The sequence below is a fragment of the Roseibium aggregatum genome (genome assembly GCF_014692675.1).
In the GTDB taxonomy this organism is placed as follows: domain Bacteria; phylum Pseudomonadota; class Alphaproteobacteria; order Rhizobiales; family Stappiaceae; genus Roseibium; species Roseibium aggregatum_C.
In genome coordinates this window covers 114,630-139,785 of the sequence record NZ_JABFCZ010000010.1, presented here as the reverse complement: position 1 = coordinate 139,785, position 25,156 = coordinate 114,630, and the positions used below count along the sequence as shown (strand labels likewise).

Sequence of the window (25,156 nt, the reverse complement as noted above, 5' to 3'; positions counted from 1 at the left end):
GGATCAGGCGCTCTTGCGGCCGTCCTGTCTTTCAGGCGGCTGAGCAGCGGTCTTCGGCGCCCCAGACGCGAAATTCATCACACGGGCCTTCGGAAGGCTGACGATGACTTCCGTCCCCTGTCTCAGTTTCGACTTCAGCTCGAACTTGCCGCCGTGCATCTTCACCAGGGCCTGAACGATCGACAGGCCGAGGCCGGTGCCCGGTTCTGCGCTCTTGATTGCGACCGCGCCCTGGCCGAACGCTTCCAGAACGATCGGAATTTCCTCTTCCGGGATCCCCGGACCGGTATCGGCGATGGAGACGAACTGACCCCCGTCTGCGGACCTGCCGACCGATATCCGGATCTCGCCGTTCGTCGGCGTGAATTTCACCGCATTCGACAGGAGGTTCAGGATCACCTGCCGCAAGGCACGCTCATCGGCCCAGACCTGGGGCAGGGCGGCGTCGTGCCGTTCGCGCAGGGCGATATCCTTCGCCTTGGCGCGAATCTGCATCATCGAGCAGCATTCCTCGACAATATCGGTGAGGTGAAGCGCTTCTTCCTGCAGTTCGTGCCGGCCGGCCTCGATGCGCGACAGGTCGAGGATCTCGTTGATGAGATGCAGGAGGTGCTGACCGGAGCCGTGGATGTCCGCCGCGTAGTTCTTGTAGTTGGCGTTGTCCATCGGTCCGAGGACTTCGTCCTTCATGATTTCCGAGAACCCGAGGATGGCATTGAGCGGCGTGCGCAGCTCGTGGCTCATGGTCGCAAGGAAACGGGACTTCGCCATATTCGCCGCTTCCGCCCGCCGGCGGGACTCGTCGGAAAGGGCGTTGGCCGTTTCCAGCTCGGCGATCAGAAAATCCTTCTCCGCCCGGTATTCCAGCATGGTGTTGGCGTTCTTGATCAGCTGGTTGGCGAGGATCAGGAAGAACCCCTGCGCGCCGACCGCCATGGCCGCCAGCGTGTAGTGGATGGAATCGGCGGCAAGCAGGAAATTGACCGCCACCGTCAGGGTGATCGGCAGCGTGCCGGCAACAAGCGCGCGGGGCAGGGTCGCCGACTGCATGGTGTTCATCGCCACCACGATCAGCAGGGTGGCGAACTGGAACTCCAGGAACCCTGTGCCGCTGTCCGGCTTCTGCGGCAGCAGGAAGAATACGCACCAGCAGGTGCCGTACAGAAAATCGCCGAAGGTGAAGCGCCGCAGCCAGTGCTTTTTGGCCCGTTCCTCCGAGGAGGATTTCTCGTAAGCCTGACAGGTCAGGACGATCAGCAGATGCATGCACAGCGTGAACACGAACCAGATCGTCACCAGTCCCTTGTTCAGCCACATGGTGGAAATCGCGGTCACGATCAGGGCGAGCATCGGCACGGCAAAGGCCGCGCTCAGACGGGTGTCGGCGAAGAGGTGCCGCCGTTCGCCCTCGAACTTGCTTTGCAGGCTTTCCTTGGTTCCCATGGCTCCGCGGAAATCGCGGATGGTCCGCGCGAGTTCGCGCCGGCGCATCGCCCGTCTCCGGTTGAAGGCCGTTCTCCGGTCGCCGATCATTCGTCTGTCGCCGATTTGGGGCGTGTCGGGGTCCATGGGTCTCGCGTGCCGGTTTGCAAAAACTTTCCGTGTTAGGTTTGGATCTTAGGTTTTGACTCACCATTTCTTAAGATCACGCTCAAAGGCGTGGTTAACGATTCATGTGCAAGTTCAGTCAATTGCTTCGTAAATTCCGGGAATGAACATGAAACTTGAAGACCTTCGGGCGGAGATCGCCGCTTGCCGGATCTGCGTCGAGAACCCGCTCAAGGGCCCGCTGCCGCACGAGCCGCGACCGGTTCTTCAGGTCTCGGCCGCGGCCAGGGTCTGTGTCTGCGGACAGGCGCCCGGAACCCGCGTGCACCAGAGCGGACGCCCTTTTACGGATCCGTCAGGCGACCGGCTGCGCGACTGGATGGGGATCGGGCCGGAGATATTCTATGACCCGGAAAAGCTCGCCATTGTTCCGATGGGCTTCTGTTTTCCCGGGCTGGACCACAAGGGCGGAGACCTGCCGCCCCGGCCGGAGTGCCGGACGGCCTGGCATGACAAGTTGTTTGAGGCCATGCCGCAGATCGAGCTGGTTCTGGTGATCGGCCAATACGCGCAGAGCTATCATCTGGGGAAGGCGCGCAAGAAAAGCCTGACGGAGACGGTCGCCTCCTGGAGGGAGTATTTCGAAACCCCGCCGGAGCAGGGCAAGCCCGCCGTCCTGCCTCTGCCGCATCCCTCCTGGCGCAACAATGCCTGGCTGAGAAAACATCCGTGGTTCGAAGCGGATCTGCTGCCGGTTCTGAAAAAGGAAGTCGCCCGGCTCATATGAACCGGGCGACGTTTTATTCGCGTCAGAGTCGTGTCAGTTGGAGGCGACGGCCTTTTCAGGTCCGGAAATCGGCAGATCCTTCTGCCGGCTCCAGCCGACCATGCTGGCGTCATAGACGGTGACATTCTTGCGGCCGAGCAATTCGCTGAGCACGAACCAGTTGGTGGCAGCCCAATGCCCGGTGTTGCAGTAGGAAATCACCGGCGCATCGCTGTCCTTGACGGCGGCCGGCTCCAGGGCGGCGAGTTCCGCCGGAGACTTCAACCGGTTCGTCTTGTGGTCGTAGAAGGTGTCCTGATCGAAGTTCACCGCACCCGGAATATGGCCGAAGCGGGTTGCCGCCTTGTGCTTTTCCGCGCCGCTAAACTGCTTTGCGGGGCGCGCATCGAGGAAGACCGCATTGCCTCCGAGGTCTTCGGCAACCTGCTCGGTCGAGACGAGAAGGGCCTCATTGGGCTCGGCAACGAAAAGATCGCCCACCGGGACGACATTGCCGGTTTCCAGCGGCCGGTTTTCCGCAGCCCAGGCCGCCTGGCCGCCGTCGAGAATGGCGACATTCTCATGGCCGAGATACTTGAACGTCCAATAGATCCGGGTGGCCGCGCCGAATTCGAGGCTGGACTTGCCGTCGGGCACGATCACGACGGCCTTTTCGTCGGAAACCCCCAGCTCGGAGAGAACGGCTTCCATCTTGTCGATCGACGGCAGAACGCCCTCGACGCCGTCGCGTTCGGTGCGCCAGTAGCCCGGGTATTCGCTCCAGATCGCGCCGGGGATGTGACCTTTCAGGTAATCGTCCTTGCCGGACTTCGAGATCGGCGAGCGGGTATCCAGAATGAGAAGCCGGTCGTTGTCCAGGTTGTCCTGCAGCCACTGGGTCGAAACCAGCGGCGTGAGGTCAGGGGTTTCGGCCGCGGCCGGCAGACCAAGGCCGGTGACCAGAACCGCGACGGCACCGGCCGTTTTGATCAGTGAGGATTGCAGGGAGCCGAACATGGCAAACTCCAGAAACGTTAAGCAGTGAATGAGAAAAATTTTCTCTGTTAACGTTGGAATTGACATTCGATATGAAAGTTGGCAAGGATTTCCAGCGTCGAAATTAGAAGAAAAATCTAATTTTGCGCATATATGGCCGGGATTAGAAAGCCGTTCTACTCCGCGCCGTATCCCTTGAAACAAAAATCCGTGCCCGTCCGGTGCCGTCAGCGCCCGTGGTGCCGGGTGCCAATGCGGATGCCAGCATGATTGACCGTATCGATCGACGGATTCTTTCCATTCTGCAGGAGGATTGCACCGTTCCTGTTGCCGAAATCGGCCGGCGGGTGGGCCTGTCCACGACGCCGTGCTGGCGGCGCATCCAGAAGATGGAGGAGGACGGCGTCATCACCGGCCGCGTCGCTCTGCTCGATCCAAGGAAGGTCAATGTGAAGGTCACGGCCTTCGTCGCGATCACCACCAGTCAGCACACGGAGGACTGGTTGAGGAAATTCGCAGATGTGATCTCGGAATTTCCGGAGGTCGTCGAATTCTATCGCATGGCAGGGCAGGTGGATTATCTCCTGCGTGTGGCCGTGCCGGATATCGAGGCCTATGACGCCTTTTACAAAAGGCTGATTGCCAAGATCGATATCTCCGACGTCTCGACCACCTTCGCGATGGAGCAGATCAAGAGCACGACCCAGTTGCCGCTGGGCTATGTGGTGACGGAAAAACCAAAACCGGAGTGACGGCGGACGCAGTGGAGCACCGACTGCGATCCGGCGTGCGATGACAATAGCGTGATTGGCGATCCGATCCGCACGAATGTATTCAGATTTTGAGATGTATCAAACGGAACGCCATCCGGTTCGCATAAGATGAGCAGGCTGGCCAATTTGGGAGGATAGCATGTCTGGATTCTTCGGAAAAATTTTGATCGCAGCCGGAATGGCGGCGACCCTGAGCGGAGCGGCCATGGCGGCCGACATGCCGCCGAGCGAAGTCACGACGACCTACACGGTCCAGGGTGATTTCGAGGATGTCCGTTTCGCTCTGGAAAACGCCATCGTCAACCGTGGTCTGGTTGTCGATTATGTCTCCCATATCGGAGACATGCTGGCGCGCACCGGGGCCGACCTCGGGGCCAAGAAGGATATCTACACCAACGCGCAATCGATGCTGTTCTGCTCGGCCGTCCTGTCTCGGGCCGCCATGGAAGCCGATCCGGCCAATATCGCCTTCTGTCCCTATGGCGTCTTTGTTTATGAGACCGCGGACAATCCGGGCACCGTCGTTGTCGGCTACCGCAATCTGACCGAAACCGGCGACGAGGCTTCCAAGAAGGCGATCGCCGACGTGAACGCCCTGCTGAACGACATCGTCAAGGAAGCGTCCGAGTAAGCGGCCTGACCTTCAGTTCCTCCGCAGTGACTTCGGGACGGACTTCCGCCCCGGAGCACGCCAACTGCCTCTCCCTTAATGATCCGGGAGGGGCATTTTCATTTGACTGTTTTCAAACTCTGCAATGAGTTCTGACCTGTCCTGCGCGCCTTCCGTCGCAGTCGGGCGAGGGTCTTCTCCAAGGTAAGTTCGCGAGCGGCCTCCTTGCCGATGCGCCGTTCCGTCCTGTCTGCGGAGGCGGCAAGGCGTTCGGCGAGTGCAAGGGCAGGGGCGTGAAGGCTTTGTGAGCGTTTGCCGATTTGCCGCAAGGCCCAGCTGACCGCCTTGAAAACATAGTTGCGCGGATCGTTCGCCTTGTCGGCGATCAGGTGGAGATAGCCGAGAAAGTCTTCGTCAGGCACCTTCTTCGCGTGAACCGCGCGCCAGGCGATCATGGCGAAACCGGCACGCCGGACGAATTCGCGCTCATCGGCCACGTAGGCAGCAATTTTTTCGGTGGCATATCTTGTGCTGGCAAAAACGGCGCAGACCTGGTCGCACAGGTCCCAGGAATTGAAGGCACCCACCCAGTCGTCCATTTGCACCGGCGTGATCTGTTTTGGATCGGCAATCAGGGCTGCGAGGATGCGCGCTTCGTGCCAGCCGGTTTCCCAGAGCGCGGCCGACAGGGCCGGATCCTTGCCGATTTTCTTGGCCAGCGGGCGGGTATAGGCCATCGGTACGCCGAAGGCCCGGTCCACCTGAATGCCGAACCGCTTCATGCCGGCCCGGTTTTCGTCCGAGCCGGCGTGTCTGAGATCCGTCAGAACGGCGTCGACGGTCCAGCCTGAGACCGCGGCCAAGGGGCGCCTATTTCTTGTCGGCGTTTTCCAGCCGCGCGATCAGGCTGGAGGTGTCCCAGCGGTTGCCGCCCATCGCCTGGACTTCCGCATAGAACTGATCCACCAGGGCGGTGACCGGAAGCCGTGCGCCGGTGTCGTTGGCGGTCTTCAGGCAGATGCCGAGATCCTTGCGCATCCAGTCGACGGCAAAGCCGTAGTCGAACTTGCCGGCGTTCATGGTCTCCCAGCGGTTTTCCATCTGCCAGGACTGGGCCGCACCGCCCTTGATCGCGGCAATCACCTTGGGCACGTCGAGGTCGGCCTTCTTGGCGAAATGGATGGCTTCCGACAGCCCCTGGACAAGGCCGGCGATGCAGATCTGGTTGACCATCTTGGTGAGCTGGCCGGCACCGGCTTCGCCCATCAGGCCGGCGAACTTGGCAAAGCAGTCGATGACCGGCTTGGCCTTGTCGAAGTCCGCCTGGTCTCCGCCGCACATGACGGTGAGGACGCCGTTTTCCGCACCTGCCTGGCCGCCGGAAACCGGTGCATCGACAAAGCCGCAGCCCTTGGACTTGGCCGCGGTATAAAGTTCACGGGCAACCTCGGCCGAAGCGGTCGTGTGGTCGATGAAGATCGCCCCGGTCTTCAGTCCGTGGAAGGCGCCGTTTTCTCCGGTGGTGACGGCGCGCAGGTCGTCATCGTTGCCCACGCAGGCAAGGACGAAATCGCAGCCTTCGGCGGCCTGCTGCGGGGTCTGGGCAAAATGACCGCCGTATTCGGCCGCCCATTTCTCGGCCTTTGCCGTGGTTCGGTTATAGACGGTGACGTCATGTCCGCCCTTGGTCTTCAAAAAGCCGGCCATCGGGTAGCCCATGACGCCCAGACCGATGAAAGCAACCTTTGCCATATCCCGCTTCCTCCTCAAGTCGCAGCGAAAGGCCCGGCGGTTCGCCGGGCCTGTTATTCGGGGTAGTCGGGTTCTAGCGCATTCGCGGCCATCTGTCAGGCCAGAGCATCAGACCCAGAACCTCGGGCGGTATTCCGTCCGCTCTTCAGTGGAGGACGTCCGGGGGCGTTTTGCAAGTTTTTGCTCGCTGGACGGTTGCGGGCGGGTGTAGGGGCTGAACCGGGCTGCGGTCATGTAGGCCTGGGCAAGAACATCGAACATTGTCTAACACTCCTTTGCGTCTTCGATGATTAGACAATGCTGGAATGCTGAGATAAAATCCAATCATCTAAAATTCTAAAATGTAAGTATGGATTACATATGGAATGGCGCAACCTGCCATCGCTCAGCAGCCTGAGGGCGTTTGCGGCGGTGGCCGAGAAAAAGAGTTTTTCCGCAGCCGGCAGGGACCTGAACGTCTCCCACGCCGCCGTCAGCCAGCAGGTCCGGTCGCTGGAGGACCGGCTGGGCGCACAACTCGTCGTGCGGGAAGGGCGGGGTGTGGCGCTGACGCCTGAAGGCCTGCAACTGGCGGACGGGCTTCGCGAAGGATTTGCGATCCTGCAGGAAACGGTGGACGGCCTGCTTCAGGCGGACCAGTCGCGTCCGCTCAATGTGACCATGACCCCGTCCTTCGCGGTCAGTTGGCTGATGCCGCGGATTTCCGATTTCAAGCATCAGCACCCGGACATTGAGTTAATGCTGAACCCGACCGGCGATGTGGTCGAATTCGCACCCGGCGGCATCGATCTTGCCATCCGGTTCGGCAACGGCAACTGGCCGGGACTGGAGTCGGAATTGCTGCTGCCCTCCAACTACGTGATCGTCGGCGCAGCAAGCCTTGTCGGCGATAAGTCGATGTGCGATCCGGCGGAGATCCAGGACTACCCGTGGCTCCAGGAACTGGGCACCAATGAATTGTCGCTCTGGCTCGAGCGTCAGGGGATCGTCCCGAGATCGAAGCTGAACATCACCCACCTGCCGGGGTTCATGGTGCTCGACGGCCTGCGCCGGGGCGACGGCATTTCCGCGACCGCCAAGGTCTTCGTGGAATCGGATATCGAGGCGGGAAATCTCAAAGTCTTGTACGAGGACATCAAACCCACATCCTCCGGCTATCATCTGGTAACGCGGCCCGGGGTTCAGCGTCCGCCGCTGAAGACGTTCATTTCCTGGATCAGGGCGCACGCCGCCGAAGCCGCGGCCCGCTGCGCCTGAGAAATCTCGTTCAGCGTTTCAGGTGGCGTGTGAGGCGGGCTTCGAACTTGTCCCATATCCGGCGCAGGGTCTCCACCAGGAAAAGATACAGGACCGCCGCCCAGATATAGGCCTGGAAATCATAGGAGCGCGAATAGGCCCGCCGGGTCTCGCCCATGATGTCGTAAATGGTGACGATGGCGGCAATGGCCGATCCCTTGATCATCAGGATGATCTCGTTGCCGTAGGGCCTGAGCGCCACCATCAGCGCCTGAGGCAGAATGATCTTGAAGAAGATCACCGGTTTCGACAGGCCGAGCGCCTCTGCGCCCTCCCATTGTCCCTTCGGCACATTCTCGATCGATCCGCGCAGGATTTCCGCCTGATAGGCCGATGTGTTCAGCGCGAAGGCGAAGATCACGCAATAGGTCGCGTCGCGAAAGAACCACCACAGTCCGATATCGGTCAAGGCGTCCCGGAAAGAGCCGGCCCCGTAGTAGATCAGGAACGTCTGGGCGAGCAGCGGCGTGCCGCGGAAGAAGTAGACATAGGCGTAGGAGACGCCGTTCAGGATGCGGCTTTTCGAAGACCGTGCGATCGCAATCGGCAAGGAAAGGGCGGCGCCGATCAGGAGCGACGCCCCGACGATCTTCAATGTAATGAGGAAGCCGTGGACATATTCCGGCCAGTACTTCAGGAAGAACGGGCTGACCACATTGAGGCTGAGGTAGTAGACAAGAGCGGCGCCGGCGACAATCCACAGCGCCATCAGCACGTGTCCGAGAACTCGTGTTTTGCTCCAGGGGCGAGCGACCGGAGGCGGCGGAAGAGGGGTGGAGGCAGGAGAGGACATTACCGTTCCGTCTCCCCGCGTTTCGACCAGTTTTCGATACGGGACAGGCCAATGGACGAAATCATGGCGAGTACCAGATAGATCAGGCAGGCAATGCCGAAGAACAGAAACGGTTCCTTCGTGACCCTGGCGGCGATACCGGACTGGCGGATCAGGTCGGAAAGTCCGACCACCGAGATCAGTGATGTGTCCTTCAACAGGATGAGCCAGAGATTGCCGAGGGCCGGCAGGGCAAGCCGGATGAGCTGGGGCAGGACGACAAGACGCATGGTCTTGCCATGCGACAGGCCGAGAGAATAGCCGCCTTCATACTGGCCCTGCGGGATGCCGCGGAAGGCGGAGAGAAACGCTTCCGATGCGTAGGAGGAAAACACCAGAGCCAGGGCGACCATACCGGCAACGAAGGAATTGACCTCGATATAGGCGTCGACCCCGATAAGCTTCAAAACCTGCTGGATGGCGATCTGAACGCCGAAATAGACGAGAAAGAGGGTCAGCAGTTCCGGCAGGCCGCGGAAAATCGTCGTGTAGATATTGGCAGCGAGCCGGAGGGAGGGATCCTCGCTTTTCTTGGCAAGCGCCAGGACAAAGCCGAGAGCCAGTCCGAGCGGAAGAGTGCAAATGGCGAGCGAGACGGTTATCAGAACGCCGTGGGCGATTTCGTCCCCCCAGCCGGCGTCCCCGAAGGACAAGAGCGTCAGTGCCTCGTTCATGCGCTTGGCGCCACCTTCATGCTACTCCCCCTTATGGAAAGAGCGCGGCGTAAGCACCTCGCCGCGCTCTCTTGTCTTGCGGACTACATGTCCTGACTAGCCGCCATAGACATCGAAATCAAAGTACTTGTCGTTGATTTCCTGATATTTTCCGTTCGCACGGATGGCTGCGATCGCCTTGTTGAACATTTCCTTCAGGTCGCCGTCTTCCTTGCGGATCGCGATACCGGCGCCTTCGCCGTTGATGACCGGATCCGGAACCAGCGTGCCGAGGATCTTGCAGCAGGCGCCGTCATCGGTCTTGAGCCAGTCGGACAGCACCACAACGTCGTCGATCACCGCATCGATACGGCCATTGGCGATATCGAGCTTGTATTCGTCCGGCGTCGGGTAGAGCTTCAGGTCGGCCGACGGCAGCTTTTCTTCCGCGTAGTTGGAGTGCGTCGTGGAAGACTGCGCACCGAGCATCACGCCCTTCAGGTCCGCGTCGGTCGTGCCCTTGAGCTTGGAATCCTTCGGCACGGCGATTGCCGGCGGGGTGTTGTAGTACTTGTTGGTGAAGTCGACCTTCTGCTTGCGCTCTTCGGTGATCGACATGGAGGCGATGACCGCGTCGAACTTGCCGGCCTGCAGCGCCGGGATCATGCCGTCCCAGTCCTGGGTGACGAATTCGCACTCGACCTTCATCTCTTCGCAAAGAGCATTCGCGATATCGATGTCGAAGCCCACCAGCTTGCCGTCGGCGGTCAGGGAGTTGAAGGGAGGATAGGCGCCTTCCGTGCCGATCCGGACCTTCGACCAGTCCTTTGCCTGTGCGCCGCCGACTGCGGCCAGAACGATAGCGGCGGCAGCAGCCAAACGCTTGATGTACATAATTTTGGTCCCCTAAATAACTTGTTGAGCGGAACGGCATGGATATGCCAGTCTCGCCGAATTCCAATATTCCCATCATTTTTTCGTAAAATTCAACCGTTAATCCCATGGTAGAAGGCAGGATTTTGTAGACACGCATGGCCTTGCCGTAGCGTTTTCCTGTTTTCTCCGGTCCAGGCGGGCAGATTTTTCCGAAGAAGCTGGTAAAGCGGATGAAAATACCCATTTGGAGCCGGCCGTCTGTGGGCAATCCGGAGGAAGAGACCTTGTCAGATTTTCAGCTGTTCATCGGAAACAAGAACTACTCGTCCTGGTCGTTCCGGCCTTGGATCGGTCTGAAACAGGCGGGCATTCCTTTCACCGAGGAACTTGTGCCGTTTGATTTCAAGAACGGCAATCCGGCGTTCCGGCCCTTCTCGCCGACCATGAAGGTTCCTGTGCTCAAGGATGGCTCTCTCACGGTCTGGGAATCGCTCGCCATCCTGGAATATGCGGCGGATGTCTTCCCGGACGCGGGGCTTTGGCCAGGAGATGTCGGCCTGCGCGCGCATGCCCGCGCGATCTCCGCGGAAATGCATGCGGGCTTTACCGCGCTGCGGTCCGCCTGTCCGATGAACATGCGCCGGGAACCGGGCCGGATCGGCATAGATGGCAAGGTACAGGCGGATATCGACCGGATCGTCGCGATCTGGCGGGAATGTCTCGATCGCTCCGGCGGTCCCTTCCTGTTCGGCGGTTTTACGATCGCCGATGCCATGTTTGCCCCGGTCGTCAGCCGGTTCGCCACCTATTTGCTGTCCGACGATCCCACGGTGGCGACCTATAGTGCCGCAATGATGTCGTTACCCGCCTGGATCGAATGGCAGGAGGCGGCTGTGCAGGAGCCGTGGACCGTCGAGGAAGAGGAAGTCTGAGCAGATTTTCCGGCAGGCCCGGTTGAAGGTATCGCTACCTAAAAGAACGGAATGAAGTCGACGAGGCTGCCGCGGGGGACCGAGGTGGCGTCTTCGGGGATTTCGATCAGGCCGTCCGCTTCGCGCAAGCCCGTGATCAGGCCCGACCCGTCCCGGTCGAACTTGCGCACGACCGTCCGCCCGTCCGCATCCCTGTCCAGAATGCCCCGATAGAATTCCCGCCGGTCCGGTTTCTTTTTTAGAACCTCGAAATCGGCGGGAACCTGGAACCTGCAGGGCTCGAGGAAAGGACCGCCGCCGAGCACGGACAGGACCGGGCGGGCATAGAGCAGGAAGCACACCATGGCGGCCACCGGATTGCCGGGCAGGCCCAGAAAGACGCAAGATCCGATCTGGCCGAACATCATCGGCCGGCCCGGCTTGATTGCCAGTTGCCACATGTGCCGCTTGCCGAGCTTGTCCAGGCTGGAAAGGACGTGATCTTCTTCGCCGCGGCTGGCGCCGCCGGTCGTCAGCAGAACGTCCGAACGCTCCGCCGCTGCTTTCATGGTCGCGGCAATCGTTTCCGCGCGATCCTTCAGCACGCCGAGGTCCTCGATCTCCACGTCCAGGTTCTGGCACAGGGCACGCAGCAGGAAGTGATTGGAATCGTAGACTTCGCCGGGCTGAAGCTCGGATCCGGGACGGCGAATCTCATCGCCGGTCGACATGAGCGCGACCCGGACCTTCCGGTATACCCTGATGCTGCCCCGGCCGGTCGAGGCGATGGCGGCAAGGTCCTGCGGCCGGAGCCGCTGGCCGGGTGACAGCAGCACCGTGCCCTTTGCAAGGTCCTCGCCGGCCCTGCGCCGGTTCGCGCCCTTCTTCAGGCCGGCCGGAACGATCACGAAGGACTGGCCGTCCTGGTCGTGGGTTTCGCAGTCCTCCTGCATGGCGACCGTATCGGCGCCCGGCGGCATGATGGCGCCGGTAAAGATCCGCGCCGCCCCCCAGGGCCCAAGCGGCTTTTCACTCGGGTGCCCGGCGGCGATCCGTTGTTCCAGCCGGAAAAAGCCTCCGGCCTCCTCATGATCCTCGAACCGGAACGCATAGCCGTCGACCGCCGAATTGTCCGACTGGGGAACGTCGCGCGGGGCCGTGATCTCTTCCGCAAGGATACGGCCATAGGCCTGCTCCAGCGGGATCTCTTCCGGCCCGGTGACGCAATGCATCCGCTCCTTGAGAATCGCCAGCGCCTCGGTGTGGCGCAGCCGGTCCTTGTCATGCAGGAAGCAGTCGTCGAGCAGGGGCTTAGCCGACACTGTCCGGCTCCTTGAGTTCAACCGTGGCGGCAATGAAGTCGGCCATCGCGCCGATGTCGTCCAGGTCGAACACCGGCAGTCCGGTGTCCGCAACAGGATGATCCGCGGCAATCGCGATAATGGCGGGATCTTTCGGTGCCAACGGTTCGGAGTTGGTCGAAGCCGTCCGCCGGGCCTCGATCTTCGGATGGCCTTCGCGCTTGTAGCCTTCGATCAGCACCAGGTCGCAGGGCGCAATCCGTGCAAGGATATCGTCCAGACCCGGTTCGTCTTCGCCCCTGAGTTCATGCATCAGCGCCCAGCGGTTGCCTGAAACAAGCGCGACCTCGACCGCCCCTGCCTCCCGGTGCCGGTAGCTGTCGGTCTCCTTCTTGTCGATGTCGAAGTTGTGGTGGGCGTGCTTGACGGTCGAGACCTTGAAGCCGCGCCGTGTGAATTCGGCGACCAGCCGGGTCACAAGCCGGGTCTTGCCGGAATTTTTCCAGCCGGTGATTCCGAAAACGGGTTGCTCAGTCATCCCGATATCAGGTCCATGGCGCGGCGGGCGGTTTCAAGATCTTCCGGCCGGTTGGCGTTGAAAAACGGATCCATGCCCGTCTCGTCGTCCTCGAAGGCGACCTCGACGCTCTCGTGCCGGTCGACGAAGGCAAGCACCTTGCCGCTTTGCCCGCTTGAGAGCCAGTTGTGCAGGTCTTCGGCAAGGGCGACGGGCCACAACCCGAAGACCGGATGAAGCCGGTCATGGGAACTTGCCAGCGCAATCACCGGACGGGCGGCGGGCACGGCGCTCAGCAACCCGGATACGAGCGTCTTTGGAAAGAACGGCGTGTCGCCGGCGACCGATACCACGTAGCGCACTTGCGGAGCGTGATCGCGGGCGTAGGTCAGTCCGGCGAGGATCCCGGCAAGCGGCCCGGCATAATCACCCACCGGGTCGGCCACCACGGGGAAACCGAAATCGGCAAAGCGGGACGGATCGCCATTGGCGTTCAGAATGATGCGTTCCGTCTGGGGGGACAGCCTGTCGATGATATGGGCCAGCATCGATTTGCCCCCGATATCGATGAGGGTCTTGTCGCCGCCGCCCATGCGCCGGGACTGGCCGCCGGCCAGAATGCAGGCAAGAACGCTGTTTTCGTCCGGGTGTCGTTTGTGAGCTTTGATCATTCCGCGGCAAGGCTCCCCTTGCGCCGGACCTTGTCCGGTTCGTCCTCGGCCGAGGACGGTTCCATATCGAAGTCGATCCGGTCCTCTCCGGAAAGGGCGATGAACCGCTTGCCCCGTGCCCGCCCGATCAGGGTCAGGCCTGCGCGCCGGGCAAGGTCCACGCCCCAGGCGGTGAAGCCGGAACGGGACACAAGGATCGGAATACCCATCATGACGGTCTTGATCACCATTTCCGAGGTCAGCCGTCCGGTGGTGTAAAAGATCTTGTCATGGGCCGGCACATTGTTGAGGGTCATCCAGCCTGCGATCTTGTCGACCGCATTGTGCCGTCCGACATCTTCCATGTAGACCAGTGCCTTGTCTTCCTGGCACAGCACGCAGCCGTGGATCGCACCGGCCTCCAGATAGAGCGACGGCGTGGTGTTGATCGTCTTCGTGAGTTTGTAGAGCCAGGAGGTTTTCAGGCGGGCGTCGGAGGTCAGCCGGATCTCGTCGAAACTCTCCATGACATCGCCGAAGACCGTGCCCTGGGCGCAGCCGGAGGTGCGCACCTTCTTCTTCAGCTTTTCCTCGTAATTCGTTTCCCGCTCCGTGCGCACCACGACCACTTCCAGATCGTCGTCGTAGTCGATGCCGGTGATGACGTCGTCGGCGCGCAGCATGTTCTGGTTTTTCAGATAGCCGACGGCGAGCAAGTCCGGATGGTCGCCGATGGTCATCATGGTGACCACTTCCTGGGAATTCAGATAAAGCGTCAGGGCCTTTTCCGTCACCACCTGGGTGTCGACCGGCCGGCCGTTCTGATCGATTCCGCTCACCGTCGTCGACAGACGCGAATCTGTCGGATCGGGGCGCAGGAGATAGCTGTCTTTTAAAGAGGGTTCGTCGCTCATTCTGGAAAGAGTAGGCAGAGTGTCCGTCTTGAGCAAGATGATTACGGCGTGTTGCGCCTGAACCGCATCAGCGCCATGAAGGCCCCGCCCGCGATCAATCCCCAGAATGCGCCGGAGACACCGAAAAAGCTCAGGCCCGAAGCGGTCACGAGAAAGGTGAGGACGGCCGCTTCCCGCGTTTCCGCATCCCGTGTGGCGGCCATGAGCGAATTGGCGAACGCCCCGATCAGGGCAAGGCCGGCCACGGCTTCGATCAGGACCGGAGGGGCTGCCGCGATGAACGTGGTTGCCGCGGCCGCCACGAGGCCGAACAGGATATAGAAAAAGCCGCTGGACGCCGCCGCCCAGTAGCGGCGCTTGGGATCCGGGTCGGCATCCTCGCCGGCGCACATGGCAGCCGTGATGGCAGCGAGATTGACCGCATGTCCGCCGAAGGGAGCCGCAAGCAGGCAGAAGACGCCGGTCAGGCTGAACAGCCGGCCGCCGTCCGGATAGTAGTTGTTGGCCGAAAGCACGGCCATTCCGGGGATGTTCTGCGATGCCATGGTGACGATGAACAGCGGCAGGCCGATCCCGATTGCTGCGCCCAGGGTAAATTCCGGCATGACCAGCATCGGGCGGGTCAGCACGCTCAATCCGCCGAACTGAGCCGGATCGCTGGTGGTATAGATCAGGATCGCGGTCGTCAGTACGGCCAGCGGCACGGCGTAGAGGCGCCGGAAGCGGAAGGCGAGCGCCCAGACGACGATGATGGTCAGGGCCTCTGCCGGGAATTCGCCGATGGCGCGGGCCGGGGCGAGGCACAGGCCGAACAGCACACCGGCCAGCATGGCATTGGCAAGCGGCATGGGGATTGCGGCCACGGCGCGTCCCAGCGGCCGGAACAGGCCGGCCGCAATGATGAGAACGGCGCACAGGAGAAAAGCGCCGACCGCCGCCGGAAAGCCGCCCTCGACCGCACCGCCGGTGGCAAGCAGGGCAGCGCCCGGGGTCGACCAGGCGATGCTGATCGGCATGCGCGTGGCAAGAGCCGCCACGATCGCGCAAAGACCCATGGCAATGGAAAGCGCCATCAGGCCGCTCGCCGCCTGGTCGGAACTAGCACCGACCGCGAGCAGACCCTGGACGACCACCGCAAAGGAACTGGCGGTGCCGACGATGGAGGCCAGAAGCCCGGCGGAAACGGATTGCAGCGACGGAGGCGAGAGCGTCATGACGGGAAATGGAAGGGTGAACGAAGGGGGGAGGACGGAAGAGAAGACCCATCCTTAGCGGACGCGAGCACGAATGCCACGCTAAAAAAACATTGAACGCGGAATGCTTGAAAGCCGACCCGGGCGGGCCGGAGCATGCTCGAGGCGGTGGGCCTCAGATCATCAGCATCGTGTTGGTCAGGCGGCCTTCGAGCAATTCCGACGAATAATGCTCGACCGCTTGAAGGGCCGAAGCGCGCGAAAGCTCGGACGTGTTTTCCAGCAAGGGCTTCAGAACCGGGTGAAGCGCTGCATCGACGCCATCGGTCAGATCCCGGAAAAACATCAGGCAGTTGGGAAAGAGCCGTTCTTCGGCCGGTTCCTGGAAGATGGCTTCCAGCGTGTTCAGCCGTGGATCGGTGAGGACGCAATAGACCGTGTCGAGCACGGGTCCGGGGTCGCCCTCGAGAACCTGAACGATATGCTGGTCGGCCAGGAACAGGGCGCCGGTCACGCCGGATCGTCGGTTGATGCGCCGAGCACGCGACAGGCTTTGTTCGATTTCTGCCGAAAGCGGCCGCGACATGTGCGTCCAGTCGATCCGGCACCGGTAGCAAACACGGTATAGCTGCATGGCTCGTCTCTTCCCATCGACGTCCCGATGATTCGAGCCTGCGCCGCAATTCGTTCAAATTTTATAAAAATTCGAGTGAATTCCACGCAAGGGAAGACATTATATGTGTCTAACCTTACGGCAGGATTGCCGAAAGGTTACCGTTTTCCCCGAATGCTTGTTTTCAGGAGCTGTGATCTTGCTGGTTGTGATGGCCTAAAACGGCCGTTCTTCCCCCGACCATTTGAAGAATTTGCCGGTGTCTTCCATGGACAGGCGGTCGGCGATGCGGATGATGCCGGCAGCGACATCTGATGCCTCGTGATCGGCGCCCGCTCCGCCCATGTCGGTGCGTACCCAGCCCGGATCGATCAGTGCGACGGCGATCTCCTCCGGCGCCAGGTCCGTGGCTAGGCCCTGCATCACCTTGTTGACCGCTGCTTTCGACGCCCGGTAGGCGATCCGGTCCGATTTCCCGTAACCCATCCAGGCCATCTGGCTGGAAACGGTCAGGATCCGGCCGTGCTCCGCTTTGCGCAATTGCGGCAGGAAGGCCTGGGCGACGGCGAGCGGCGCCAGGGTGTTGACGCTGAGTGTTTGAGCGAAGCCGGCAAAATCCATATCCAGCGTGGACTGCCGGTCGGGCCCGATGATGCCGGCGTTGTTGATCAGGATGTCGACAGGCCCTTCGATTTTGCCTGAGGCCCGCCGGACGGCCGCATGATCGGTGACGTCGAAGGCGAGGGGGTGGAAGGCCGGGCCGAGCCGTGTGGCGGTTTCATCCGCCTGGGCCTGCGTGCGGGCAGAGCCATAGACGGTCCAGCCCTTTTCGAGAGCCGTTCTGGCAAGGGCAAGGCCGATGCCGCGATTGGCGCCTGTGATGAGGATTGTGGTCATGGGACCTCTCGCAGTCGGGAATGGGTTCCGGAGAGGAAACAGTCATGCTGCGATTCTCCGGTGCTGGCTACCCGGGCGGAGCGATTTGCCTGCAGGCAGGCACTTGCCTTTCCGGTTTCCATTGACGCCCCATGATGCGTGACTACGTTATGCGCACATGTGAGGGCCGAATGCCGGCCATCGGAACAGGGACGCAAACCGGGGCAACGGAATGAGCGAAGAAATAAAAAAGGCCGTGCTGGAACGGCTGTCGAAGGTCAAGGGGCCGGATCTGGAAGGAGACCTGGTCTCGTTGGGTCTCCTGTCGGAGATCTTCGTTTCCGACGGACGTGTCGCCTTTTCCATCACCGTGCCGGCCGATCGGGCCCAGGCGCTTGAACCCTTGCGCCAGGCGGCGGAGAAGGTGGTCAAGGAAATCCCGGGCGTGGAGACCGCCATGGTCGCCCTGACGGCGGAAAAGGCAGCGGGCAGTTCGGGTCCGGCACCGGTGCGTCCGGCGCCGTCAAAAGCGCAGGTGGGCAGCGTGCCGCCGCCCATGCAGGCGAGCGCCAGACAACAGGCGGCTCCGGAACAGCCGGTTCAAAAGCCGGGCGTTCCGGGCGTCAAGCACATCATCGCGGTTGCATCGGGCAAGGGCGGCGTCGGCAAGTCGACGACCACCGCCAACCTGGCGCTGGCGCTTCAGGCCAACGGTCTCAAGGTCGGGGTGCTCGATGCCGACATCTACGGTCCGTCCGTTCCCCGGCTCTTTCGGGTAACCGGGCGACCGGAGCCGGTTTCGGGACGGATCCTGAAGCCGCTGGAAGGCTACGGCGTGAAGGTCATGTCCATGGGCTTCATGGTCGAGGAAGACACGCCGATGATCTGGCGCGGCCCGATGGTCATTTCGGCGCTGACCCAGATGCTGCGCGAAGTCGCCTGGGGCGACCTCGATGTGCTCGTGGTCGACATGCCGCCGGGAACAGGCGATGCCCAGCTGACCATGGCCCAGCAGGTGCCGCTGGCCGGTGCCGTCATCGTCTCCACGCCTCAGGACCTGGCGCTGATCGATGCGCGCAAGGGGCTTAACATGTTCCGCCGCGTCGATGTTCCCGTCCTCGGCATCATTGAAAACATGAGCTATTTCCTGTGCCCCGACTGCGGCGGCCGGCATGATATCTTCGGTCACGGCGGCGCCAGGGCCGAAGCGGAAAAGCTCGGCGTGCCGTTCCTGGGCGAAGTGCCGCTCGACATGCAGATCCGCGAGACGTCGGATGCCGGCGCCCCGGTCGTCGTGTCCGATCCGGACGGTCCGCATGCGAAGATCTACAGGGACATTGCGTCAAAGGTCATGGCCGAGATTGCCCGCTACGAGGGGGATGAACAGCGGACCGCCCCGAAGATCGTGATCGAATAATCCGTTCCGGCGCAACCGGAACCTTCCGGTTGTCCGTGCCCGTCTTCTATCCAAGCGTAAGGAGCCGCTTCAACTTGAGGCGGCTCTTTTAACTTGACGATCCGATGCAGCTTTTTTCTGAGTGAAAAGGTGTTTTTCGATTTGTTATTTTGCACTGCACAATTTGCCGGTGCGTTCCTGCGATGACGGGCTGCAGAGCCACGCGATGTGTAGTTTTTGTCAAGTTCGGTCGTGAAGTTGTAATCCACTCGGGGTATTTTATAACTTATTGAAAAATAATTTGATTATGGATTATTGTGCGAAAACAAATTCAAAAACTTGAATATGTTAAAGCTGAGCAAAACTGAATCCAGTGGTTCGAGGACGGCAGATTCTGGTCCGGGCCGATGCGGGAGTGGCGTTTCCGGCCATGGTGCTGTTTGCGGTTCCGTATTTTGCGACGCAACAGAAAATGTTGTTTTGTGTTGTTATGATGTAAAATTTTCAAAATAAGTAAGAAAGCCAAAACAAATGCAAGTTTAAGCCGTTCGGTATTGCGGCGCAGTATTGATTTCATTTGCGGCTCGTCAGGTTCAGGGCGATTATTTCGGTCTGAGGGAGAACGCATTGATGTCGCAAATGACGTCGCAGGAATTATCGATTGCCCCGGAAGATACAGACCGGGCCGTCCTATATGGTTTTGTGGGCCGTCTGTTGCAGGCGGCGCCTACGGACGCGGAAATTGTCGCCATTCGTGCGCTTGCGGCCGATGACACTCCGGTCGGGCAGGCCATCGGCCGTCTTGCGGAGGCCGCCCGGGCCGAGAGCACGGAAAGCCTCAGACGCGCCTATCATGACCTCTTTATCGGTCTCGGGCGCGGTGAATTCGTTCCCTATGCATCCTATTACCTGACCGGATTTCTCCATGAGAAGCCGCTTGCCGACCTCAGGGCGAGCATGGCGGCGCTCGGCATTGAGCGCGCCGAAGGCGTGAGCGAGCCGGAAGACCATATCGCGGCTTTGATGCAGATGATGGAAGGGTTGATCCTGGGCGAGTTCGGAGAGCCGTCGACGCTTTCCGAGCAAAAGGCGTTTTTCCAGGGGCATATCGGTTCATGGGCGGCGCATTTCTTCAAGGATCTCGCGGCCACGCAGACGAATGCATTCTATGCCGCCGTCGGCGTGCTCGGCGGGGTTTTGGTTGAAGTCGAGGAAGAGGCTTTCGGCATGGCGCAATAGGCAGGCGCCAGAGGCTGGAAATTGTCATTGGATGAGTAACTGCCGCAGGAAAGGCCTTCGGGTCTGATGCGGCGTCAAGAGACGGAGCTGGAGAGGAAGAATGAAGGACAGGAAAGAGCAGGACACCGCCGGACGGCGTGACTTTTTGAAACTCGCCGGTCTTGGCGCTCTGGCAAGCGGCGCGACGGTCGTGGCCGGTTCCGCCGAGGCTGCCGAGGCAGTCGAGCAGAACGGCAGTGGTTATCGGGAAACCGATCACGTCAAGAAAGCTTACGAAACCGCACGGTTTTGAACAATTAACCGGTCTGCGGCGCAGCGGATCGGTTTGGGGAATTGGCTGGACGGCCGTCCTTCACGGTTCCGATCGAGGGAGAGACAAGAATGCTCAGAAAAAAGACAAGCGGTGTGGCGCGGCGTGGCCGGCTCTCATCTGCCCTTGCTGATTTTGGCGCGACCACCATGGATCGCCGGACATTCCTCCGGCGCTCCGGTGTTGCTGCCGGCAGCATTGCCGCCCTTTCGGCGGCTTCGGGCGGCATGGTGCAGAAAGCCCAGGCCCAGGCGGCGACCGCCGGCAAGGTCGATATCAAGAAATCGGTCTGCACTCATTGTTCCGTCGGCTGCACGGTTCTGGCCGAGGTCAAGGACGGCGTCTGGATCGGTCAGGAACCCGGTTTCGACAGCCCGTTCAATCTCGGCTCCCACTGCGCCAAGGGCGCATCGGTGCGCGAGCATGCCCATGGCGAACGCCGGCTGAAATATCCGACCAAGCTGGTCAACGGCAAATGGGAGCGCATCTCCTGGGATCAGGCCATCGAGGAACTCGGCAACAAGATCCTCGACGTGCGTGAAAAGGACGGCCCGGACAGCGTTTACTGGCTCGGATCCGCCAAGCACAGCAACGAACAGGCCTATCTGGTCCGCAAGTTCGCGGCCTTCTTCGGCACGAACAACGTCGACCACCAGGCGCGTATCTGTCACTCGACCACGGTCGCAGGTGTTGCCAACACCTGGGGCTACGGCGCGATGACAAACTCCTACAACGACATCCACAATTCGCGCGCCATCTTCATCATCGGCGGCAATCCTGCCGAGGCGCATCCGGTATCACTGCTGCATGTGTTGAAGGCGAAGGAAGAAAACAACGCGCCGCTGATCGTCTGTGATCCTCGGTTCACGCGAACAGCGGCCCACGCCTCCGAATATGTCCGCTTCCGTCCGGGAACGGACGTCGCCCTCGTCTGGGGTATCCTGTGGCACATCTTCGACAACGGCTGGGAAGACAAGGAATTCATCCGCCAGCGCGTCTGGGGCATGGATGAGGTCAAGACCGAAGTCGCCAAGTGGACGCCGGAAGAGACCGAGCGTGTCACCGGCGTGCCCGGCTCGCAGCTCAAGCGCGTCGCCAGGACGCTGGCCAACAACCGGCCGGGCACCGTGATCTGGTGCATGGGCGGCACCCAGCACACCAACGGCAACAACAACACGCGCGCCTACTGCATCCTGCAGCTTGCGCTCGGCAACATGGGCAAGGCCGGCGGCGGCACCAACATCTTCCGCGGCCATGACAACGTTCAGGGCGCAACCGACCTTGGCGTTCTGGCCGACACCCTGCCGGGTTACTACGGTCTGGCCGACGGGTCCTGGGCTCACTGGGCCCGCGTCTGGGATGTTGATATCGACTACATCCGCGGCCGCTTCGCCACCATGAAGGGGGCGGACGGCAAGGACGTCGCCATGATCAACGAGAAGGGCATTCCGGTGTCCCGCTGGTTCGACGGCGTCCTGGAGGACGAGGACAAGCTGCAGCAGCCGCACAACACCAAGGTGATGGTGTTCTGGGGCCATGCGCCGAACTCCCAGACCCGTCTGCCGGACATGAAAGTGGCGATGGAAAAGCTCGAAACGCTCGTCGTGATCGATCCTTATCCGACCGTGTCCGCGATCCTGTCCGACCGCAAGGACGGCGTCTATCTGCTGCCGGCCTCGACCCAGTTCGAGACCTACGGATCGGTGACGGCCTCCAACCGCTCCATCCAGTGGCGCGACAAGGTGGTCGAGCCTCTGTTTGAATCCCTGCCTGACCACGTGATCATGTACAAGCTCGCCAAAAAGCTCGGCTTTGCGGACGAGATGTTCAAGAACATCGAGGTCAACGGCGAGGAGCCGCTGATCGAAGACGTGACCCGCGAAATCAACAAGGGCATGTGGACGATCGGCTACACCGGCCAGTCGCCGGAGCGGCTGAAGCTGCACATGGCGAACCAGCACACCTTCGACCGCACCAGCCTCCGGGCGAACGGCGGTCCGTGCGACGGCGATTTCTACGGTATGCCCTGGCCGTGCTGGGGAACCGCGGAAATGGGCCATCCGGGTACGGCGAACCTCTACGATCCGTCGATCCCGGTTGCCGAAGGCGGCCTGTGCTTCCGCGCCCGCTTCGGGGTGGAGCGCAACGGCGACAACCTTCTGGCCGAGGATTCCTGGCCGGTCGGCTCGGAAATCAAGGACGGCTATCCGGAATTCACCATGGCGATGCTGAAGAGCCTCGGTTGGGACGGCGACCTGACGGAAGAGGAACGCGCTTCCATCGAAGCCGTTGCCGGTGACAAGACCAACTGGAAAACCGACCTGTCCGGCGGCATCCAGCGGGTGGCGATCAAGCACGGCTGCGCGCCGTTCGGCAACGCCAAGGCCCGTGCGGTGGTCTGGACCTTCCCGGATCCGGTCCCGCTGCACCGCGAGCCGCTCTACACCAACCGCCGGGATCTCCTGGACAAATACGCGACCTATGAAGACAAGACCTTCTGGCGCGTGCCGACCATGTACAAGTCGATCCAGGAGAAGGACTTCTCCAAGGACTTCCCGATGATCCTGACGTCCGGTCGCCTCGTCGAATACGAAGGCGGCGGCGACGAGACCCGGTCGAACCCGTGGCTCGCCGAACTGCAGCAGGACATGTTCGTGGAAATCAACACGACCGATGCCAACGATCTTGGCATTCGGGACGGGGAGATGGTCTGGGTCCACGGTCCGGAAGGCGGCAAGGTCAAGGTGATGGCCATGGTGACCGAGCGTGTCGGCAAGGGCGTGGCCTTCATGCCGTTCCACTTCGGCGGTCACTACCAGGGCGAGGACCTGAGAAGCAAGTACCCGTCCGGTGCCGATCCCTACGTCCTGGGTGAATCGTCCAACACGGCTCAGACCTACGGTTACGACAGCGTCACCCAGATGCAGGAAACAAAAGCAACATTGTGCCGCATTGAGCGCGCGGCTTAAGGGAGGGAGAACTCATGGCACGAATGAAATTCCTCTGTGACGCCGAACGCTGCATCGAGTGCAACGCCTGCGTCACGGCCTGTAAGAACGAAAACGAGGTGCCTTGGGGCATCAACCGCCGCAGGGTGGTCACCATCAACGACGGCAAGCCGGGCGAGCGGTCCATTTCGGTGGCCTGCATGCACTGCTCCGACGCGCCGTGCACGGCTGTGTGTCCGGTGGACTGCTTCTATCACACCGACGAAGGCGTGGTGCTGCATTCCAAGGACCTGTGCATCGGCTGCGGCTACTGCTTCTATGCCTGCCCGTTCGGCGCGCCGCAGTATCCGCAGGCCGGCAACTTCGGTTCGCGCGGCAAGATGGACAAGTGCACCTTCTGCAACGGCGGTCCGGAAGAAGACAACTCCGCGGCCGAATTCCAGAAATACGGCCGTAACCGCCTCGCCGAAGGCAAACTGCCTCTGTGTGCGGAAATGTGCTCCACCAAGGCCCTGCTCGCCGGTGACGGCGACGTGGTCTCCGCGATCTATCGCGAGCGCGTGGTTGCCCGTGGCTTCGGCTCCGGCGCCTGGGGCTGGGGCACCGCCTACAGCCAGAAGGCCGGTAACTTCTAAAAGCGTCCCTTGAGGGATGGCTTGAACGACAACAGGACGGAGGCGGCTGACCAGTCGTCTCCGTTCTCTGCCTTGATAGCAACGGAACCGCGGACTGCAGTCAGGAAATCAGGTCGATGAACTCCAAATCCATCAAAACGGCAGGGCGTTTGTTCCTGGCGGGCACGCTGCTCGCCCTGACGGGACTTGCCGGCTGCCGTGAACAGGACGAAAATAGGCCGATCAAGCTGGAAAAGGGCCAGTATGAAGGCAAGAAGGATACCGAGCTGACAGACGGGCAGCGCCGTGAATTGCGCTTCCGTGGCGAACGGCAGAAGTTCTGATTGGCGTAGAGGCTAGCGAGCCCCAAGGGCGGCCGGAGGACGGAAAACCGGGCGCAAAGGGGACATCAGGAGGACCAGATGATCTGTAACCGGAAAACCATAAAAATGTTCGGCTTGCGCGGTTTGACGCCGCTCCTGGCTCTTGCGATGGTCGTCTTCGCGCTCGCCGGCCAACCGGCCGCGGCCCAGAATTCGCTCGCCCCGAGCGCGGCTCCGACAGAAAATCCCGTTGGCGGTGCGGTTCCGGGCGACACCCTGGGCACCACCTCGGATTCCGAGTACTGGCGCGCGGTGCGCCACGGTTTGGAGGGCAACGTCTCCATTCCCGACAAGAAGGCTGGGACCCTGGTCCAGTCAGAAGGCGAGGCCTGGCGTTCGTTCCGCAACGGACCGCTGGAGCTCTATGCCAGCTGGGCGCTGCTCGGCACCATTGTTCTCCTCGGCCTGTTCTACGCCGTCCGCGGCCGCATCCGGATCGAGCACGGCAAGTCCGATGAGACCATCACCCGCTTCAAGGCGGTGGAGCGTTTCGGCCACTGGATGACCGCTGTCTCGTTCGTCATCCTGGGCCTGACCGGGCTGAACGTCCTCTACGGCCGTTACGTGCTGAAGCCCATCCTCAGCGACAGCATCTTCGGCTTCATCTCCCAGATGGGCAAATACCTGCACAATTATCTCGCCTTTGCCTTCATGGCGGGTCTGGCGATGATCTTCATCATGTGGGTGCGCCACAACCTGCCGGACCGGACCGACATCAAGTGGATTCTGCAGGGCGGCGGCATCTTCTCCAAAAAGCTGCATCCGCCGGCGAAGAAGTTCAACGCCGGCCAGAAGGTGATCTTCTGGCTGGTGATCATCGGCGGCGTGTCGCTGTCGCTCTCCGGCTGGGCGCTGCTGTTTCCGTTCACCACCCACTTCTTTGCCGGCACCTTTGCCAAGGTCAACCTGATCTTCGGCACCGACCTGCCGACGGCGCTGACCGCGCTGCAGGAGCAGCAACTCAACTCGCTGTGGCATTCGATCATGGCGGTGTTCATGATGTGCGTGATCCTCGCCCATATCTACATCGGCTCCATCGGCATGGAAGGCGCGTTCGACGCCATGGGCTCCGGCGAGGTCGACCTGAACTGGGCGAAGGAACACCACTCGATCTGGGTGGAAGAACACCTTGCCGACATCCACAAGGCCTCCGGCTCCGGAGGCGCCCCGCAGCCGGCCGAGTAGGACT

Annotated in this window: 27 protein-coding genes; 12 read left to right on the top strand and 15 right to left on the bottom strand. The window is 61.3% G+C overall.

Annotated features, from left to right (window positions below):
• Nucleotides 1-3 precede the first annotated feature (3 nt).
• Nucleotides 4-1,569, bottom strand: a complete 1,566-nt coding sequence (locus tag HK439_RS10670; RefSeq protein ID WP_235987769.1) for a sensor histidine kinase — start codon at nt 1,567-1,569, stop codon at nt 4-6.
• Between the two features lie 142 nt (nt 1,570-1,711).
• On the opposite strand from HK439_RS10670, the gene HK439_RS10665 reads away from it, so the two are divergent.
• On the top strand, nt 1,712-2,335 hold the full coding sequence (locus HK439_RS10665) for a uracil-DNA glycosylase family protein (RefSeq protein WP_190291392.1): 624 nt from the start codon (nt 1,712-1,714) through the stop codon (nt 2,333-2,335).
• A gap of 33 nt (nt 2,336-2,368) precedes the next feature.
• Here the strand turns inward: HK439_RS10665 and HK439_RS10660 are convergent, their stop codons facing one another.
• Nucleotides 2,369-3,331: a sulfurtransferase gene (locus HK439_RS10660; RefSeq protein ID WP_190291391.1), complete on the bottom strand. Its 963-nt coding sequence runs from the start codon at nt 3,329-3,331 to the stop codon at nt 2,369-2,371.
• Between the two features lie 245 nt (nt 3,332-3,576).
• On the opposite strand from HK439_RS10660, the gene HK439_RS10655 reads away from it, so the two are divergent.
• A complete protein-coding gene (locus HK439_RS10655) occupies nt 3,577-4,062 on the top strand; it encodes an Lrp/AsnC family transcriptional regulator (protein ID WP_190291390.1) in 486 nt (161 codons plus the stop codon).
• Nucleotides 4,063-4,222: 160 nt separating this feature from the next.
• On the top strand, nt 4,223-4,714 hold the full coding sequence (locus tag HK439_RS10650) for a DUF302 domain-containing protein (protein ID WP_190291389.1): 492 nt from the start codon (nt 4,223-4,225) through the stop codon (nt 4,712-4,714).
• Nucleotides 4,715-4,812: 98 nt separating this feature from the next.
• On the opposite strand, the gene HK439_RS10645 is transcribed toward HK439_RS10650, so the two are convergent.
• The 3 genes from HK439_RS10645 to HK439_RS10635 all read right to left on the bottom strand — a co-directional run bounded on the left by HK439_RS10645 (nt 4,813) and on the right by HK439_RS10635 (nt 6,706).
• On the bottom strand, nt 4,813-5,556 hold the full coding sequence (locus HK439_RS10645; protein WP_235987767.1) for a DNA alkylation repair protein: 744 nt from the start codon (nt 5,554-5,556) through the stop codon (nt 4,813-4,815).
• 7 nt (nt 5,557-5,563) lie between these two features.
• On the bottom strand, nt 5,564-6,445 hold the full coding sequence (locus HK439_RS10640; RefSeq protein WP_190291388.1) for an NAD(P)-dependent oxidoreductase: 882 nt from the start codon (nt 6,443-6,445) through the stop codon (nt 5,564-5,566).
• Nucleotides 6,446-6,553: 108 nt separating this feature from the next.
• Nucleotides 6,554-6,706: a hypothetical protein gene (locus HK439_RS10635; protein WP_190291387.1), complete on the bottom strand. Its 153-nt coding sequence runs from the start codon at nt 6,704-6,706 to the stop codon at nt 6,554-6,556.
• A 99-nt stretch (nt 6,707-6,805) separates the two neighbouring features.
• On the opposite strand from HK439_RS10635, the gene HK439_RS10630 reads away from it, so the two are divergent.
• The gene (locus HK439_RS10630; protein WP_190291386.1) at nt 6,806-7,702 is read left to right on the top strand and encodes a LysR family transcriptional regulator; all 897 of its coding nucleotides are present in this window, start codon (nt 6,806-6,808) and stop codon (nt 7,700-7,702) included.
• A 10-nt stretch (nt 7,703-7,712) separates the two neighbouring features.
• On the opposite strand, the gene HK439_RS10625 is transcribed toward HK439_RS10630, so the two are convergent.
• From HK439_RS10625 to HK439_RS10615, 3 genes are all read right to left on the bottom strand, one after another.
• Nucleotides 7,713-8,534 (bottom strand): ABC transporter permease, encoded by an 822-nt coding sequence (locus tag HK439_RS10625; protein ID WP_190291385.1) that lies wholly within the window; start codon nt 8,532-8,534, stop codon nt 7,713-7,715.
• Nucleotides 8,534-9,247, bottom strand: coding sequence for an ABC transporter permease (locus tag HK439_RS10620; RefSeq protein ID WP_190291384.1), 714 nt, complete (start codon nt 9,245-9,247; stop codon nt 8,534-8,536). The genes HK439_RS10625 and HK439_RS10620 overlap by 1 nt, the downstream gene beginning before the upstream one ends.
• A gap of 96 nt (nt 9,248-9,343) precedes the next feature.
• Complete coding sequence (locus HK439_RS10615) at nt 9,344-10,120, bottom strand: ABC transporter substrate-binding protein (protein ID WP_190291383.1); 777 nt, start codon at nt 10,118-10,120, stop codon at nt 9,344-9,346.
• Nucleotides 10,121-10,386: 266 nt separating this feature from the next.
• Here HK439_RS10615 and HK439_RS10610 point away from each other — a divergent pair, with 266 nt between their 5' ends.
• Nucleotides 10,387-11,034 (top strand): glutathione S-transferase family protein, encoded by a 648-nt coding sequence (locus HK439_RS10610; protein WP_235987765.1) that lies wholly within the window; start codon nt 10,387-10,389, stop codon nt 11,032-11,034.
• Between the two features lie 38 nt (nt 11,035-11,072).
• Here the strand turns inward: HK439_RS10610 and glp are convergent, their stop codons facing one another.
• The 7 genes from glp to HK439_RS10575 all read right to left on the bottom strand — a co-directional run bounded on the left by glp (nt 11,073) and on the right by HK439_RS10575 (nt 17,098).
• On the bottom strand, nt 11,073-12,335 hold the full coding sequence (gene glp, locus HK439_RS10605; protein WP_190291381.1) for a gephyrin-like molybdotransferase Glp: 1,263 nt from the start codon (nt 12,333-12,335) through the stop codon (nt 11,073-11,075).
• A complete protein-coding gene (mobB, locus tag HK439_RS10600) occupies nt 12,325-12,852 on the bottom strand; it encodes a molybdopterin-guanine dinucleotide biosynthesis protein B (RefSeq protein WP_190291380.1) in 528 nt (175 codons plus the stop codon). The genes glp and mobB overlap by 11 nt, the downstream gene beginning before the upstream one ends.
• Nucleotides 12,849-13,502, bottom strand: a complete 654-nt coding sequence (gene mobA / locus HK439_RS10595; protein ID WP_190291379.1) for a molybdenum cofactor guanylyltransferase MobA — start codon at nt 13,500-13,502, stop codon at nt 12,849-12,851. The genes mobB and mobA overlap by 4 nt, the downstream gene beginning before the upstream one ends.
• Complete coding sequence (gene fdhD / locus HK439_RS10590; RefSeq protein ID WP_190291378.1) at nt 13,499-14,395, bottom strand: formate dehydrogenase accessory sulfurtransferase FdhD; 897 nt, start codon at nt 14,393-14,395, stop codon at nt 13,499-13,501. Before fdhD ends, mobA begins: the two co-directional genes overlap by 4 nt.
• 41 nt (nt 14,396-14,436) lie before the next feature.
• Nucleotides 14,437-15,609: a benzoate/H(+) symporter BenE family transporter gene (locus HK439_RS10585; RefSeq protein ID WP_190291377.1), complete on the bottom strand. Its 1,173-nt coding sequence runs from the start codon at nt 15,607-15,609 to the stop codon at nt 14,437-14,439.
• A 154-nt stretch (nt 15,610-15,763) separates the two neighbouring features.
• Nucleotides 15,764-16,222 (bottom strand): BLUF domain-containing protein, encoded by a 459-nt coding sequence (locus tag HK439_RS10580; RefSeq protein ID WP_190291376.1) that lies wholly within the window; start codon nt 16,220-16,222, stop codon nt 15,764-15,766.
• Nucleotides 16,223-16,417: 195 nt separating this feature from the next.
• On the bottom strand, nt 16,418-17,098 hold the full coding sequence (locus tag HK439_RS10575; RefSeq protein ID WP_190291375.1) for an SDR family oxidoreductase: 681 nt from the start codon (nt 17,096-17,098) through the stop codon (nt 16,418-16,420).
• Nucleotides 17,099-17,309: 211 nt separating this feature from the next.
• Here HK439_RS10575 and apbC point away from each other — a divergent pair, with 211 nt between their 5' ends.
• From apbC to HK439_RS10540, 7 genes are all read left to right on the top strand, one after another.
• Complete coding sequence (gene apbC, locus HK439_RS10570) at nt 17,310-18,494, top strand: iron-sulfur cluster carrier protein ApbC (RefSeq protein WP_190291374.1); 1,185 nt, start codon at nt 17,310-17,312, stop codon at nt 18,492-18,494.
• Between the two features lie 609 nt (nt 18,495-19,103).
• On the top strand, nt 19,104-19,712 hold the full coding sequence (locus HK439_RS10565; protein WP_190291373.1) for a TorD/DmsD family molecular chaperone: 609 nt from the start codon (nt 19,104-19,106) through the stop codon (nt 19,710-19,712).
• 100 nt (nt 19,713-19,812) lie between these two features.
• Nucleotides 19,813-20,004 carry a twin-arginine translocation signal domain-containing protein gene (locus HK439_RS10560; RefSeq protein WP_190291372.1) on the top strand — a complete coding sequence of 64 codons (192 nt, stop codon included), beginning with the start codon at nt 19,813-19,815 and terminating at the stop codon, nt 20,002-20,004.
• A gap of 89 nt (nt 20,005-20,093) precedes the next feature.
• The gene (locus HK439_RS10555) at nt 20,094-22,991 is read left to right on the top strand and encodes a formate dehydrogenase subunit alpha (protein WP_190291371.1); all 2,898 of its coding nucleotides are present in this window, start codon (nt 20,094-20,096) and stop codon (nt 22,989-22,991) included.
• A 14-nt stretch (nt 22,992-23,005) separates the two neighbouring features.
• The gene (gene fdh3B / locus HK439_RS10550) at nt 23,006-23,605 is read left to right on the top strand and encodes a formate dehydrogenase FDH3 subunit beta (RefSeq protein WP_190291370.1); all 600 of its coding nucleotides are present in this window, start codon (nt 23,006-23,008) and stop codon (nt 23,603-23,605) included.
• 116 nt (nt 23,606-23,721) lie between these two features.
• Nucleotides 23,722-23,928, top strand: coding sequence for a hypothetical protein (locus HK439_RS10545; protein WP_190291369.1), 207 nt, complete (start codon nt 23,722-23,724; stop codon nt 23,926-23,928).
• Nucleotides 23,929-24,033: 105 nt separating this feature from the next.
• The gene (locus tag HK439_RS10540; RefSeq protein ID WP_190291368.1) at nt 24,034-25,152 is read left to right on the top strand and encodes a formate dehydrogenase subunit gamma; all 1,119 of its coding nucleotides are present in this window, start codon (nt 24,034-24,036) and stop codon (nt 25,150-25,152) included.
• Nucleotides 25,153-25,156: the final 4 nt, after the last annotated feature.

Excerpts from the sequence above, each read along its gene's own strand:
- fdh3B (WP_190291370.1), top strand. The coding sequence starts at position 23,006 with ATGGCACGAATGAAATTCCTCTGTGACGCCGAACGCTGCATCGAGTGC.
- HK439_RS10545 (WP_190291369.1), top strand. The coding sequence starts at position 23,722 with ATGAACTCCAAATCCATCAAAACGGCAGGGCGTTTGTTCCTGGCGGGC.
- HK439_RS10560 (WP_190291372.1), top strand. The coding sequence starts at position 19,813 with ATGAAGGACAGGAAAGAGCAGGACACCGCCGGACGGCGTGACTTTTTG.
- HK439_RS10575 (WP_190291375.1), bottom strand. The coding sequence starts at position 17,098 with ATGACCACAATCCTCATCACAGGCGCCAATCGCGGCATCGGCCTTGCC.
- HK439_RS10635 (WP_190291387.1), bottom strand. The coding sequence starts at position 6,706 with ATGTTCGATGTTCTTGCCCAGGCCTACATGACCGCAGCCCGGTTCAGC.
- HK439_RS10555 (WP_190291371.1), top strand. The coding sequence starts at position 20,094 with ATGCTCAGAAAAAAGACAAGCGGTGTGGCGCGGCGTGGCCGGCTCTCA.
- HK439_RS10585 (WP_190291377.1), bottom strand. The coding sequence starts at position 15,609 with ATGACGCTCTCGCCTCCGTCGCTGCAATCCGTTTCCGCCGGGCTTCTG.
- mobA (WP_190291379.1), bottom strand. The coding sequence starts at position 13,502 with ATGATCAAAGCTCACAAACGACACCCGGACGAAAACAGCGTTCTTGCC.
- HK439_RS10615 (WP_190291383.1), bottom strand. The coding sequence starts at position 10,120 with ATGTACATCAAGCGTTTGGCTGCTGCCGCCGCTATCGTTCTGGCCGCA.
- HK439_RS10580 (WP_190291376.1), bottom strand. The coding sequence starts at position 16,222 with ATGCAGCTATACCGTGTTTGCTACCGGTGCCGGATCGACTGGACGCAC.
- HK439_RS10670 (WP_235987769.1), bottom strand. The coding sequence starts at position 1,569 with ATGGACCCCGACACGCCCCAAATCGGCGACAGACGAATGATCGGCGAC.
- HK439_RS10620 (WP_190291384.1), bottom strand. The coding sequence starts at position 9,247 with ATGAACGAGGCACTGACGCTCTTGTCCTTCGGGGACGCCGGCTGGGGG.
- HK439_RS10655 (WP_190291390.1), top strand. The coding sequence starts at position 3,577 with ATGATTGACCGTATCGATCGACGGATTCTTTCCATTCTGCAGGAGGAT.
- fdhD (WP_190291378.1), bottom strand. The coding sequence starts at position 14,395 with ATGAGCGACGAACCCTCTTTAAAAGACAGCTATCTCCTGCGCCCCGAT.
- HK439_RS10665 (WP_190291392.1), top strand. The coding sequence starts at position 1,712 with ATGAACATGAAACTTGAAGACCTTCGGGCGGAGATCGCCGCTTGCCGG.
- HK439_RS10540 (WP_190291368.1), top strand. The coding sequence starts at position 24,034 with ATGTTCGGCTTGCGCGGTTTGACGCCGCTCCTGGCTCTTGCGATGGTC.
- HK439_RS10630 (WP_190291386.1), top strand. The coding sequence starts at position 6,806 with ATGGAATGGCGCAACCTGCCATCGCTCAGCAGCCTGAGGGCGTTTGCG.
- mobB (WP_190291380.1), bottom strand. The coding sequence starts at position 12,852 with ATGACTGAGCAACCCGTTTTCGGAATCACCGGCTGGAAAAATTCCGGC.
- HK439_RS10650 (WP_190291389.1), top strand. The coding sequence starts at position 4,223 with ATGTCTGGATTCTTCGGAAAAATTTTGATCGCAGCCGGAATGGCGGCG.
- HK439_RS10660 (WP_190291391.1), bottom strand. The coding sequence starts at position 3,331 with ATGTTCGGCTCCCTGCAATCCTCACTGATCAAAACGGCCGGTGCCGTC.
- HK439_RS10640 (WP_190291388.1), bottom strand. The coding sequence starts at position 6,445 with ATGGCAAAGGTTGCTTTCATCGGTCTGGGCGTCATGGGCTACCCGATG.
- HK439_RS10625 (WP_190291385.1), bottom strand. The coding sequence starts at position 8,534 with ATGTCCTCTCCTGCCTCCACCCCTCTTCCGCCGCCTCCGGTCGCTCGC.
- HK439_RS10565 (WP_190291373.1), top strand. The coding sequence starts at position 19,104 with ATGTCGCAAATGACGTCGCAGGAATTATCGATTGCCCCGGAAGATACA.
- apbC (WP_190291374.1), top strand. The coding sequence starts at position 17,310 with ATGAGCGAAGAAATAAAAAAGGCCGTGCTGGAACGGCTGTCGAAGGTC.